At 43.7% G+C, this 14,604-nt stretch carries 7 protein-coding genes; 4 read left to right on the forward strand and 3 right to left on the reverse strand.

Translation table 11 applies throughout. From position 1 onward, the window contains the following. Positions 1 to 92: 92 nt before the first annotated feature. The 3 genes from C511_RS0103285 to C511_RS17760 all read right to left on the reverse strand — a co-directional run bounded on the left by C511_RS0103285 (position 93) and on the right by C511_RS17760 (position 2,649). Complete coding sequence (locus tag C511_RS0103285) at positions 93 to 1,103, reverse strand: 6-bladed beta-propeller (RefSeq protein ID WP_027317817.1); 1,011 nt, start codon at positions 1,101 to 1,103, stop codon at positions 93 to 95. A 475-nt stretch (positions 1,104 to 1,578) separates the two neighbouring features. Further along, positions 1,579 to 2,271 (reverse strand): hypothetical protein, encoded by a 693-nt coding sequence (locus C511_RS0103290; RefSeq protein WP_024995891.1) that lies wholly within the window; start codon positions 2,269 to 2,271, stop codon positions 1,579 to 1,581. 213 nt (positions 2,272 to 2,484) lie between these two features. Further along, positions 2,485 to 2,649, reverse strand: a complete 165-nt coding sequence (locus C511_RS17760; protein ID WP_154657472.1) for a hypothetical protein — start codon at positions 2,647 to 2,649, stop codon at positions 2,485 to 2,487. Between the two features lie 814 nt (positions 2,650 to 3,463). Here C511_RS17760 and C511_RS0103300 point away from each other — a divergent pair. The 4 genes from C511_RS0103300 (at position 3,464) to C511_RS0103315 (ending at position 14,598) form a co-directional block, all read left to right on the forward strand. Then, positions 3,464 to 7,408, forward strand: coding sequence for a hybrid sensor histidine kinase/response regulator transcription factor (locus tag C511_RS0103300; RefSeq protein ID WP_024995892.1), 3,945 nt, complete (start codon positions 3,464 to 3,466; stop codon positions 7,406 to 7,408). Positions 7,409 to 7,537: 129 nt separating this feature from the next. Continuing rightward, positions 7,538 to 10,000, forward strand: a complete 2,463-nt coding sequence (locus C511_RS0103305) for a glycoside hydrolase 5 family protein (RefSeq protein ID WP_027317818.1) — start codon at positions 7,538 to 7,540, stop codon at positions 9,998 to 10,000. Between the two features lie 33 nt (positions 10,001 to 10,033). Continuing rightward, positions 10,034 to 13,006, forward strand: a complete 2,973-nt coding sequence (locus C511_RS0103310) for a SusC/RagA family TonB-linked outer membrane protein (protein WP_024995894.1) — start codon at positions 10,034 to 10,036, stop codon at positions 13,004 to 13,006. 20 nt (positions 13,007 to 13,026) lie between these two features. Continuing rightward, complete coding sequence (locus tag C511_RS0103315) at positions 13,027 to 14,598, forward strand: RagB/SusD family nutrient uptake outer membrane protein (RefSeq protein ID WP_024995895.1); 1,572 nt, start codon at positions 13,027 to 13,029, stop codon at positions 14,596 to 14,598. Positions 14,599 to 14,604 lie beyond the last annotated feature (6 nt).

Here is a 14,604-nt window from a genome sequence, read left to right on the forward strand (position 1 = left end):
TCCTATTTTTTATGTTTAGGGCTTTTTATTTGATAGCGTTAAACTTTTATGCTTAACTCAATGTCTGGACAAAGTTAGCTATTTCATTATAATTAAATTAATCCTTCTAAGCTTAAATAAGCAAATTGAATTTCATCATTCAAATTCATTATGATTCTATTATTATCATCATCATAACAGAAGTCTACTATTTTATAACCAACATCTAACGTTTTCAAATAGTCACCATGTAAATCAAAAACCAATATCTTTGTAGGATTGTATTCATCAGAAAAATTAGCGCCACCAGAATACGAAGCTAGTATCTTATCTTTGCAAAATATTACATCTCCGTAATGATGAACTCTGTTTGACTCTTTACTGTCCCATGAAGGCCCATAAACATTGCAAATCAAATCTCCGTTTAGGTTACAAATAGACATCAAGTCATGAAATGTATAGCATTCAACATATATATCATTTTCAATAGAGACAGCGAAACTTATCCTTTTTTTTGTTATATCGGGATGCTGGTATTTCATGCGCGCAAACTGCCCGGATTGCATATTCCATTTTGCAATATATTGTTTAAATGTAGATGTACTTGTGGGTTCTATCGCCAAAGCAAAAGATAATGTATCATTTACATATTGATACTCACTAGGAAACTGAACCGTATTCATTTCAATCTTAACCGTTGGCATATAATTGGGAAATGATAAGACACTATCTATGTCATAACTAAATATTTTCTGCTTCCCATGATCGGATACATAGAATTTATGCCTATTCTCATCCGTACCAATATGTCCAATTCTTGTAATTTCACCAGGTCCCTGACCCGCATACGCCGTACTAACCAAATACTTAAAATTATCTTTTCTAAATAGGTGTATCAACCTATCAGGAGAATTAAAATCAGCAATAATTACATAGTTCCCCAAAACACAAGGTCTGGCAATAGAACCTATTAAAACAGGATCTGTCTGGATCTCTGTGCCTAATGAATGTACATTGGTAATAACATCACGTTCTTTTTGATATATTTCTGTTTTTGTACTATTCGCACAGCTTTCCAAAACCAAAAGTAATAACAGACCTAACAGGCTCTTAATATGATTCATGTTATTTATATATTTCAGATTAAAGGTTTATAATCTTATTTGTATTTTTACAAAGCTATCTGAAATAAATGAAGTTCCTAAGCATTAATCCTGAAAATACATGACCAACAGCATTTTTATTAACTTTGCAAGCACTGCTTCTATTGTTCCACAGTATTAAGAAAAAGATTCAAATATCTATAAAATGTTTATAATAAAACGATTCATTACATGCTTCAGTTATTATTATCAATTTACCTTCAGAAATATCATATCAGATTGTTATGTCACAATAAATAACAGTTCGAAATAGCAAAGAGTTTTTGGAGTATTATTAAAGACTAGGCTTTCTTTATATTTATGCCATAGTTTTTCCTATAAATGCATGCTCCAGATTATTGTGTGTCTCATATCTCAACTTTCTAAGTATAGTTACCCACATGTTATATTTTCAATATGGAGGGATACCATGCGGTATCCCTCTTTTTTGATTGAACTAATATCCCATCTTTGCTTTTAAACCATCCAATATTGCAGCTCCATTTGCGTACATTTTTTTTAATCCCATATATTCACTATTTCCCTCCCACATAGTTCCATTTTTTAAAGACAATATTCTTTCTGAAAAAGAATCATTCTGATATGGTTTTTGAATTTTTACTTTTGAAATCAAATCCTGATCTTTTAATAGATTTTTTAAGAAAAGTTGTAATTTCTCATTTTGATAGTTTTTATATAAAGAGGTTGATACAAAGTCATCCGGGAAGATAAATCGTTCAAAAATTTCTTGGTCTATATCGCCATTTTTAAATAATGGCACTACAGAGTATAACAAATCAACATAATCATCAATATGTAAATTATATAAGAGATATGGAATGTCATAATCAATTAAGTCATACCTTTTAAAAGATTTATCTGTTAATAGATTCAAAATGTCGTCTTTATATAATTTAGTATCTGTCAGAAATTGAGGTGCTACTGTGTTGACGACTTTAAAGAAATGCATAGTATGTCCTATAAGTTCTTCAAACAATCTGTTCTTCTCCATGTAATCATTATGAGCTTGCATCTTGCCCGAAATAACTTGAAAAATCTCATGAACTTTATTTGTTTTAGGATTGTGATTTTCTATCTTAGCTGAGCAACATGGGAGTAAAATCCAAAAAATTAATATATACTTTTTCATATCTTTTATCGTTTTAGTTTATTCTTTCCCGACATATCTACGGATTATCATTTTATATCTATCAGTGAAGTAACTCATATTTCTAATATAACAAGCGTATCGATGAAAAATATTATATACTTAATAGATCTTTTGCTTAAATAGGATTCCCTGAATAAATCAATCGGGCAAAGTTGCTCAGCTGGCAAATCTCGGCATCGGCAGACACTTTCTCTAATAACTGCCGGGATTTGCTATTAATTCCAGCATCCCAAACAGGATACAAAGAAGTCCCTTGAGAACTTGATACTCCCCCGTTGTCAATTCTTTGGGCGGCCTACCCAATGGCTTCCCCATGCCCTCAATTCCCATATCTTTCATCAGCTTTCGATTTCCCACGCACAATGGGCGGATATGTGACTAGAGTATGCTTATGGTCACGTAGTAGAACTAATTTTACAAATTTATCCCTTGAGATCATGAATCAGACAAATCCTGTCAAGAGCAGATTTATGCATTATTAACTAATAAACTGGGAAGCAACAAGGAGCGGCAAGACTTTGGTAAAACATAACCAACTTTTAGAAAAACATAACCAACTTTTTCAAAAAGATAACGAGCAATTTTAAATCATAAACCGTCTTTTGGGTCATGAGCAACCGTCTTACGGCCATCACACGGTTGCTCAGGAACCTTTTGCTACCGTGCGAACCGGTGCAAGACACCGTGTTAATGCAATCATAAACCGTTAAGACATAAAAAAAGGCAAGAATATGAACTCCTGCCTTTGCGCCTATAATAATTTGAATATACTATAAGGTTATAAGTACAAAGATAATACATTATACTGTCAATTCCAAATCATTGTGGTCCTTTTATCAGGTTATTATTAGGGCACAAACCGTGGTGTTTCGAATGTAACGAAAATAGCCAATCCGCAAAATAAATACATAAAGGAACCAACAAAAATCCCTATATACAAACAATAAACAGATATATGCTTATAAGGAAACATCGCCAAAAAAGTTGGTGATACTTGGTGATACTTGGTGAGGCTTTTTTTTAGCCAAGTGTCACACATAAAAAACTGATAATCAATTCATTGCAAGATTGGTGATACTTGGTGATACTTTATTTCTATCATTTTATGAGGGAAAAAGCATATTTCCAAAATAAATGTATCTTTGTGTGGTACTAGGAATATGCACTGCTTATGAATAAAAAGGGTTATTACATATTGTTTCTGCTCTGCTTCATGCTTCTGCCCCATCTGCACGGGCAAAGAAACAGTTACCAGCTGTTTGAAAACATCGGTTTGGGACCGGAGGCATCTGTCACGAACTGTTTTCTGCAAGACCGGCAGGGCATTATCTGGATTGGGTCCAACAAAGGTTTATTCAGTTACGATGGTTATTCCGTACAGGCTCATCTGGGGGCGGGGAAGGCCAACAATGCATGGATATATTGCGGGGTCATCATCGACCAAACGTATCTGTATCTGGGAACCGACAACGGCATGCTTATTTATAACTACAAAACCGACCAGTATGAAACGCCTGCCATCTCTTTCCCGAAAGATTTCCGAAGCATGGCACTGCAGGGCGATCATCTCTGGATTGGCACGCTCAACGGACTGTTTGTGTATCACATCAGGAATCATACGTTGAAGCAGTTTGATACAAAGAGGTACAAAGGGCTCACGCACTCGGCCGTTTATTCGATTATACATACCACCGATAATCACATCTACGTGGGCACGTACAACGGTCTGTCGCGCTACATTGTTGCCGAGGATCGTTTTGAACCGGTGAATCTTCCGGCAGCTCCGGGCAAAAAGAATCTGTTTATCAATTCGTTGCTGGAAGATGTGTCTCGTCAGTGTATCTGGATTGGCACGGAAGGCAGTCTGTTTAAATATTCACCAAGTAACGGGCAGGCGGAGCAAATTGAGAGTGTGCATGCCAATTCCATCAAATCACTTGCGCTCGATGCCAAAAAAGATTTGCTCATCGGAACGGACAACGGACTGTATGTGTACCACGAAAAGAAGGCTGTGCTGCATGCCTTGCATGATTCGCGCAACAGGCAGTCATTGGCCGATAATATTGTTTGGAACATCTTTGCCGACCGGGAGCATAACATTTGGTTGGGCACCAATTACGGCATATCGCTGTCACGCAACAACAGTGCGTTCCAATACATTCCCATCGCTCAAATAACCGGTACGGGAGAAGGGAACCAGTTTTTTTCACTCTACAAAGATGTGCAGGGTTGGTATTGGCTGGGGGGAAGCAACGGAATTATCCGTACCAAGAGTCCGGCCGACAACCTACCGGATGCCATCTGGTATAACATGGGCGATGCGCTTTATCACCTGCCGCACAACCGCATCAGGCACATCTATCAGGACAGCAGTAACGACTTGTGGATTGCAACAGACGGTAGCATCAACCGCTATGATTACCGGCAGAAAAGATTTATTCATTATAACATAACCGATAAAACGGGCAAGTACAATGCCAACTGGGCGTATCACCTGATGGAAGATGGGCAGGGTAACTTGTGGGTTGCCACTTGTCTGGGAGGTATTTTCATTGTCAACAAAGAGAAGCTGATGAAAAGTCAGTCGGAAACGTACGTAGCCGAATATAACTTCACCACCAAAGACGGGTTATCGGGCATGTTCATCAATCAGCTTTTGCCCGATAAAGAAGGAAATGTATGGGCTTTGTTATACAACAACGGAATTGACAAAATCAATATCCGGACTCGTCAAATTACGCATGTAAAAACGGACTTGCCTACCAGAAATAATAAACCGAATTATCTGCTGGCCGACAAAGAGGGTCATATCTGGGCGGGCTTTCGGGGTGGCGTGCTTCGCATGAATCCGCGTAGCAACGAGATTCAGCCGGTGTATCTGGGTAGTTTCAGTAACAACGAGATTTTGTCGATGCTCGAGGTGGAGAATAACATCTGGATTTCGGCATCCAATGGTTTTTGGGTGGTTAACAAGAAAACACTGGCCCCGCGCCGGCTCGACTTTACGAGCAGACGTTTCACCAGTATGTTTTATGATCGGGAACTGCGGCAAATCTATTTGGGAGATGTTGACGGAATAGCCATTACTTCGCCCGATGTGCTTAACATGCACCCCACGACTCGTTCCATTGTAGCCACCGCGCTTTATATCAACGGGCTTCTCAGCGAGCAAACCGGCGAAGGAAGCATTCGTTATGCACGTAACATCAGTCTCAATCATCAACAGAATAACCTGGCTATTGAGTTTTCCGATCTTCCTTTTTCACTCGAAGAGAAGAATAAGTTTGTTTACCAGCTGAAAGGGGTCGATGCCGGTTGGCATTTGCTTGATCCTAACAGCAACCGGATTACCTACAACAACCTCAACCCGGGCAGTTATGTGCTGCACATCAGCAAGATTGATGCCAACGGAAATCCGGCCGAACAGGCTTACACGCTGAACGTTCACGTCAGTCCGCCGTGGTATTACACCACATGGGCTAAATTGTTTTATTTCCTGCTGGGCGTGGGACTCATTTTGTGGGCTGTTAATTTCTTCCGCATGAAGAACCGTCTGCGGATGGAACGAATGGAGAAAGCCAAAATCATGGAGCAGTCCCGACAGAAGATTGACTTCTTTACCAACCTGTCACATGACTTCAAAACTCCGCTCAGCCTCATCATTGCTCCGGTAAGCAGGCTGTTGCCCGAAATCAGCAATCCGCAGGAGAAGAAGGTATTGGAGGGTATTCAGCGCAATGCCATGAAGATCAACTCTTTGGTGCATCAGGTGCTCGACTTCAGCAGAATTGACGGCAACGCTAACACGTTTCTCATTTTGTCGCACACGGAAATGGTATCTTTCACACGCAACCAGTTTCAATCTTACGAAGAACTGGCCAAAGAGAAGAACATCACGCTTCGTTACGAAACAAACCGGGAGGAGTTGTTTGTCAACATTGATATCATCAAGTGGGAGTCCATACTTCACAACCTGCTTTCCAATGCACTGAAGTATACACCGGCCGGTGGCAGCATCTCTCTTTCGCTGAACTACAAGGAAACTGAACAGGAGCTTGCCATCAGTGTGAGCGACACGGGTATCGGCATCTCGCAACAAGACGTACCGTACATCTTCCAGCGTTTCTTCCAATCGTCCAGAACCAAAGGGAAGAAAGAAGGAACGGGTATCGGACTTTATCTGGTAAAAAGGTATGCAGAATTGCACGGGGTGAACATAACGGTTGCTTCTGAGGAAGACAAAGGAACTACCGTGACACTCACCATGCCAATAACAGCAGATACCGAAACAAGCGGGGTTGTTCCTGCTTCCTCCGGCTTACCGGATGCAACCGGCGGACCGGCAACCGACGAAGGGGCTTTGCAACCGTTAATCCTCATCGTTGAAGATGAACCGGAAATCTGCCGGATGATTAAAGAGGTGCTAGGTAACCGATACCGGTACAGCGAAGCATCTAACGGAAAAGAGGGATTGAAACATTGCATCGAGGAGGTGCCCGACTTGGTTATTACCGACTTCATGATGCCGCTGATGAATGGCATGGAGATGTGTAACCACATCAAGAAATACCTGCCCACCAGTGCCATTCCAATTATCATGCTGACCGGCGTAAGCAACAAGGAAACGGAGCTGGAAAGCATACGGCATCACATTGACTCCTTCATCACCAAACCTTTCGAAGCCAGCATGCTGCTCTCACGGGTGGAACAGCTCTTGAGCAAGAAACAGATTCTGGAAGCTCAAACGCGTATTGAAACGCTGTCGGTTCCTCAGAAATCGGATGCGGTTTCTTTTGATGAGAAGTTCTTGGCGGATGTAACGCGAATGATTGAGGATCACATGGATGATGCAGGGTTGAATGTGAACATGCTCTGTCAGTTATCAGACATCAGCAACAAACAAATGTACCGCAAAATAAAACAACTAACCGGCTTGTCGCCTGTGGAGTATATCAAAAACATCCGCATGAAGAAAGCTGCCATGTTGCTTGAACAACAAAAATTCTCCATTGCCGAGGTGATGTACATGGTTGGATTCTCCAGCTCATCATACTTCTCCAAATGTTTCCAAAGTGAGTTCGGTGTAACTCCCAAACAGTACATGGAAAAGAGTTAAAAACCGCCTGTTAACCGACAAAACAGGGCATTGTCCTACTTTTGTCCTTTTATGTCCGATTTCTACTTTGAGGTAAGAAAACGCATCTTTACTTTTGTCCTCGTTATAAACCGAAAGAATTTATATATTATGAGGAAGCATTTTCTTACCTTGTTTATTACCCTATTCGCCGCTCAGGGCTTTGCACAAAAAACACCTACCGTTTTCATTGATTCCAAAGGAACCATGAGGTGGAGTGACAGTCGTAAGGAAGCCGTTTTCTACGGAGTCAATTACACGCTGCCTTTTGCGCACGCCTACAGGGGAATGAATTATTTGGGAATAGATCATAAAAAGGCTATAGACCGTGATGTGTATCACTTTGCCCGTCTGGGCTTCAATGCATACCGTATTCATGTGTGGGATGTTGAAATCAGCGATTCCATCGGAAACCTGAAAGAGAACGATCACCTCCGTTTACTGGATTACTTGTTCATGCGTTTGCGTGAGCGGGGAATACGCATTGTTGTGACAGCACAAACCAATTTCGGCAATGGTTACCCGGAACGGAATCAGCCCACGGGTGGTTATTCTTATGATTACGATAAGTGCGATGTTCACCAAAATCCCAAAGCCATTGCCGCGCAAGAGAAGTACATCGCTGCGCTGGTAAATCATGTGAATCCGTACACGGGGGTGAGTTACAAAGACGATCCTTACATCATCGGGTTTGAGATTAACAACGAGCCTTGTCACCCCGGCACAAAAGAGCAGACAAAGAGTTACATCAACCGAATGCTCGGTGCGCTCAAGAAAGCGGGCAATAAAAAGCCGGTGTTCTACAACGTAAGTCACAACCAGCACGTGGTTGAGGCGTATTATGACACGGCTGTTCAGGGAACAACCTATCAATGGTATCCTACCGGACTGGTAGCGGGGCACACTCGCAAAGGGAATTTCCTGCCTCATGTAGATGCGTATCACATTCCGTTTTCCAACGTTCGGAATTTCGGAAAGAAAGCATTGATGATATACGAATTTGATCCGGCCGATGTGATGTATTCGCATCTGTATCCGGCCGTGAGCCGCACGTTGCGCTCCACCGGTTTTCAATGGATTACGCAGTTCGCCTATGATCCTATTGACATGGCGTATGCCAACACGGAATACCAGACTCATTTCCTGAATCTGGCTTATACGCCGGGTAAGGCTATCAGCATGAAGATTGCCGCCGAGGTTGCACAAAATGTGCGCAAGGGCGACTCTTTCGGGTCTTATCCTGCCGACACGCTATTTAAAGATTTCCGGGTTAGCTATTCACAAGATTTAAGTGAACTGAACCGACCTACTGCTTTCTTTTATTCCAACAACACCCAAACACAACCGGTTGCTCCTCGTGAGCTACAGGCTGTTGCCGGATGCGGTAGTTCGCCGGTGGTGAGCTACGAAGGAACAGGCGCTTATTTCCTCGACAAGCTGGAAGAGGGTGTTTGGCGACTGGAGGTTATGCCAGATGCCGTACAGGTCAGTGACCCTTTTGCCAAACCTTCATTGAAGAAGGAGGTCGTGGCGGTGATAAGCCGTGCCTGGGATATGAAACTGAGTCTGCCCGATTTGAGCGAGCGCTTTAGTGCACAAGCGTTGAATGCCGGAAATACGCGTTCGTTCACTGCGACCAACGGTACATTGAGTAATCTCACACCGGGTGTTTACTTGCTGGTGAGAAAAGACACCAAACCTTCGGACAACTGGACAGCCGAAAAAAGATGGAAGAACATCAAACTGGGAGAATTTGTTGCTCCGGCAGAGAAGAAGTGCGACTCTTACCGCATGGTTAACTATACTCCCAAGATTTACGAAGCAGGTAAGGAGCTGACCTTGAAAGTACAGTTGGCGGGATGGGAACAACCCGATTCGCTGATTGTGTACACAGATCAGATTTCATTTTGGAACGAACACAATCCATATAAAAAGATGACGCGGAAGCAGGGTGCTATTTACGAAGTAGCTGTGCCTGCCGCGGAGGTGAAAGAGGGCATTTTCAGGTATAACATCGTTGCATTCAACAAAGGAAAGCGACAAACATTCCCCGGAGGAATGGAGGGTACACCGCTCGACTGGGATTACATTGGGGACCAATATTGGGAAACCCGTGTTGTCAATCCATCAGCCGAAATATCGTTGGTTGCTCCTTCCGTTTCTTCGCAGTGGAACGGTGTGGAACAGTACACCGTTCCACAGGAAGGGGGTGCTTGTTTCTTACGGAAGTACATCCGCGATGAGGTGGCAGGACGTGAAAGCAAGCTGCAACAAGTGCAGTACCTTTGCGTGCAATTAAAAGGAAAGGTCAACGGAGTGGAAGCCGGATTCATCACATCCGATGGATTTACGTACAAAGCCAAAGGAAACACTTCGCAAGAGGGAATACTCAGGTTACCTTTGTCGGCCTTGCAGCAAACGGCCACCACATTGCTTCCTCATGCTTATCCCGTTTTTCTGGATAAACAGTTTAAGCCTACTACGAATATTCCGTTCGAAGTGCAGCAGATTGAATCGCTGGAGGTTTCTCATCTCACCGAGAATCTGGTGCTCGAAAAAGCATGGATAGAATAACAAATAACCAATAATACCATAAAAACAGAAATTATGAACAGCAAAAAATTAAATCCGCGTATTTGGATGATGTTGTTACTACTGTGTGCGCTGGGGAGCATGTTTCCGGCCTTGGCACAGCAAACAAGAACAAGAACCATTACCGGTCTGGTTACAGATGAAGCAAAGGAGCCGTTAATTGGCGCCAGTGTTGTTGTAAAGGGAACCACGGTTGGAACCATAACGGATTTTGACGGCAATTTTGTGTTGTCGGTCCCCACGGGTGCCATCGCACTGGAGTTCTCTTACGTTGGATACAAATCAAAAACAATCACCGTTCCTGCCACAACGAAGGTGGTCAACGTTCAGTTGAGTGACGATGCTCAGGTGCTGAGTGATGTGGTGGTTATCGGATATGGTACTACCCGCAAAAGTGACTTGACGGGTTCGGTATCAAACGTAAGCAGCAAGGAGTTTAACGCCGGACTGATTTCTTCTCCGGAACAGTTGATTAACGGAAAGGTATCGGGCGTACAGATTATGTCGGCCAGTGGTTCACCCACAGCGGGAAGTACCATCCGCATTCGTGGAGGAGCGTCGCTCAACGCCAGCAACGATCCGTTGATTGTGCTCGATGGTGTTCCGTTGGAAACAGGGGGAATAAGCGGCAACAGCGGTAACTTCCTCAGTCTGATTAACCCGAGCGATATTGAGAGCATGACTATTCTGAAGGATGCTTCTTCAACAGCTATCTACGGTTCGCGTGCGTCCAACGGTGTAATCATCATTACCACCAAGAAAGGAAGCAATGAGAAAATCAAAGTGAGTTTCAACACTACCAATTCCATACAAACACGTACCAAACTAGCCGATATGCTTTCGCGTGATGAGTTTGTGGATGTGATTAACACGTACGGAACTTCTGCTCAGAAGTCATTGCTGGGGAATGAGAGTACCGACTGGAACGATCAGATTTACCAATCGGCGTTCGGCACAGATAATAACCTCAGTCTATCGGGAAAAATAGCCAAAGATTTTCCGATCAGAGCTTCACTGGGATATTACAACCAGAAAGGTATTTTGAAGACCGACAAAGCCGAGCGTTTTACCGGTAGCTTATCAGTAAGTCCTTCGTTCTTTGACGGCTACCTGAAAATTAATTTGAATGCGAAAGGGTCTGTTAACAACAACCGTTTTGCAGAAACGGGAGCCATCTGGGCTGCATCTACATTCAACCCTACTTTGCCCGTTTATTCGGGAAACACTAATTTTGGCGGATATTATGAAACACTCGATAATACGGGTGCACCGGTGAATGCCGCCGTTCTTAATCCGCTGGGAAGGGTGAAACAAAACAAGTCGACCAGTAAGGTACAACGTTTCATCGGTAATGCCGACATTGATTACAAAATGCACTTTCTGCCCGAATTGAAATTCCACACAACTCTGGGAGTTGATTATGCCGAGGGCGAAGGAAAGATTTATGTGCCCGCAGAAGCCATGCAGTACTACACAACGGCCGGCCGCAATTACGAGTATGGTCCGCAAAAAAATACGAACCGACTGCTCACGGCTTACCTGAACTACAACAAATACCTGGAAGGTTTGAAAAGTAACATAGATGCCACGGTAGGTTACGATTATCAGTATTGGAAGAGTACCAGTCCGGCTTACGCTGAGCTGAACACATTGGGAGAGACACAGACCAGTATTGCTGCATCCGATCAGCGCCACACTCTGTTATCATACTATGCTCGTTTGAACTACACATACGATTCACGCTATATGCTCACCGCCACCATCCGTCGTGACGGAACCTCGCGTTTCGATGCGTCGACCCGTTGGGGTACCTTCCCGTCGGTAGCGCTTGGATGGCGGGTAACGGAAGAGTCATTCCTGAAAGACAATGCCGTGCTAAGTAACCTGAAGATCCGTGCCAGCTTCGGTATCACTGGACAACAAGACGGTATCGGTAATTACGGTCATCTGCCTGTTTACACCATTGGACAGGACGGTGCACAGTATCAGTTCGGCAACGAATATTATTATACATACCGTCCGCAGTCGTACAACAAACTGTTGAAATGGGAAACAACAACAGCATATAACATCGGATTCGATTTCGGCTTTCTGAAAGACCGTATCACCGGTAGTTTCGACTACTATACGCGGCAAACAAAAGATTTGATTGCTACCGTTCCTGCTCCAGCCGGAACCACTTTCAACAAAACCATCACCACCAACGTGGGTAATGTAGACAACAACGGTATAGAGTTCACACTAAACGCTACGCCCATTCAAACTAAAGACTGGACATGGGACATCAGTTACAACATGACTTGGCAGAAGATGAAGGTGAAAAACCTGTCGCTCGTAGAAAGCAGCGCTAAAACCAACACGTTGGTAGGACCTAGTATTGACGGGTATCAATTTCAGGTGTTGAGTGAAGGGTATGAGCCTTATATGTTTTACGTGTACCACCAATTGTATGATGAAAAAACAGGTAAACCCGTAGAAGGAGCGTATGCTGATTTGAACAAAGACGGACAAATCAATTCGTCGGATCTATACCGGTACAACTCTCCCGCACCCGACTATATCTTCGGACTAAGCACTTCACTGCGCTACAAAAAATGGAATTTGGGAATGAGCTTCCGTGCCAACGTGGGCAACTACGTGTACAACGGTATGGCAATGAACACAGGTGCATGGAGCACCGTGAGCTACAACTCGTATCAGCTGAATAACCTCAACCACAGTTTCCTGAATACCGGATTCAAGAACCGCCAATATCTGTCGGACTACTACGTAGAGAATGCTTCTTTCCTGAAAATGGACAACCTCACGCTGGGTTATAACTTCGGACGGGTACTTAACTGTTTCAATCTGAATGCCAGTGCCATGGTACAAAATGTGTTCTGTATCACCCAATACAAGGGGGTAGATCCTGAAGTGCCCAACGGCATGGACGTATCGTTCTATCCGCGTCCGCGTACTTTCTCTGTTAGCGTGGGACTTGAATTCTAATTATTTAAAGATTTACGAATATGAAAAGAATACTATATACACTTTTGCTAGCCGGTACGTTCGTGTTTTCATCGTGTACGGATGAGTTAAACCAAATTCCTCACATTGAAACAACCTCGGCTAACGTGTACAATGAACCGGCCAACTACAAACAGGTACTGGCTAAGCTGTATGCTTCGTTTGTTATTAACGGACAAGAAAAGGGCGGCGGCAATGCCGACCTGAGCAGCAACAACGGACAAGATTACATGCGTTGCTACTTCAACCTTCAGGAGTGTGGAACAGATGAACTAGCTTCTACCTGGTTAGAGGGTGACAAGGTGGGCGACTTAACCTACCTGAGCTGGGATGCTAACGACACATGGGTGTCTGACATGTATTACCACATCTATTATACCATTGCCTTGTGTAACGAGTTTCTGCGTAATGCAGGCGATGAGCAGATCAGCAAGTTTGCAGAGAGCGATCAGGCTGATATACGTACATACCGTGCAGAAGCTCGCTTCCTGAGAGCATTGGCCTATTACCATGCACTCGACTTGTTCCGGAACATTCCTTTTGTTACCGAAAATGATCCGGTAGGTTCGTTCATACCACCGCGTTACACAGGAACAGAAGTGTTCAGCTACATTGAATCGGAACTGACTGCTATTGAAGAAGTGTTACCTTCTCGCAGTGAAGCAGAATACGGCCGCGTGTCGCAGGCTGCTGCTTATACCTTGCTGGCCAAACTGTACCTCAATGCAAAGGTTTACACCGGCACGGAACGATACACCGATTGCATTACGTATTGTAAAAAGGTAATTGCCCAAGGATATACCCTAGAACCGGAGTACGCCAAACTGTTCAATGCCGACAATCATAAGCGCACCAACGAAATCATATTGCCGCTCACTGTAGATGCGGAACACACGGTTTCATGGGGAGCAACCACTTACATCATCTGCGGAGAGGTAAGTAATACGTCCGATTATCAAAAGCCCGAAGCATACGGTGTAACTCAGGGATGGGGCATGTTCCGCATCCGAGGCGAGGTGCCTGCCCTTTTTGAAACGGCAGACGGGCGTGCCATGTTCTTTACCGAAGGACAGTCACAGTATCTGGATGTTATCGACGACCAAAGCAACGGCTACTTCGTTGAGAAGTGGACCAACCTGACCGATGCCGGAGAGGCAGCCTCAAACACGGTTGACGGTGGCGTTGATACTGATTTCCCCCTATTCAGACTGGCTGATGTGTACCTGATGCTGGCAGAATCTGTGGTACGTGGCGGACAAGGAAGTGACCGCGCAACAGCATTGGGATATGTCAATCTGTTACGTCAGCGGGCTTTTGGCAATGATTCGGGCAATATACAAGACGGAGAAATGACACCCGACTTCATTCTCGATGAACGTGCTCGTGAATTATATTGGGAGTGTACCCGCCGCACCGACCTCATTCGTTACGACAAGTTTACAACAGCCAATTATCTCTGGCAATGGAAAGGCGGAGTCAAAGCAGGAGCGGCAGTCAACAGCAAGTACAACGTGTACCCCATTCCCACTACTGACCTGACTGCAAATCCGAACTTGTATAACGAGAATTATTAAGTTGAA

The sequence above is a fragment of the Bacteroides graminisolvens DSM 19988 = JCM 15093 genome (genome assembly GCF_000428125.1).
GTDB lineage: Bacteria > Bacteroidota > Bacteroidia > Bacteroidales > Bacteroidaceae > Bacteroides > Bacteroides graminisolvens.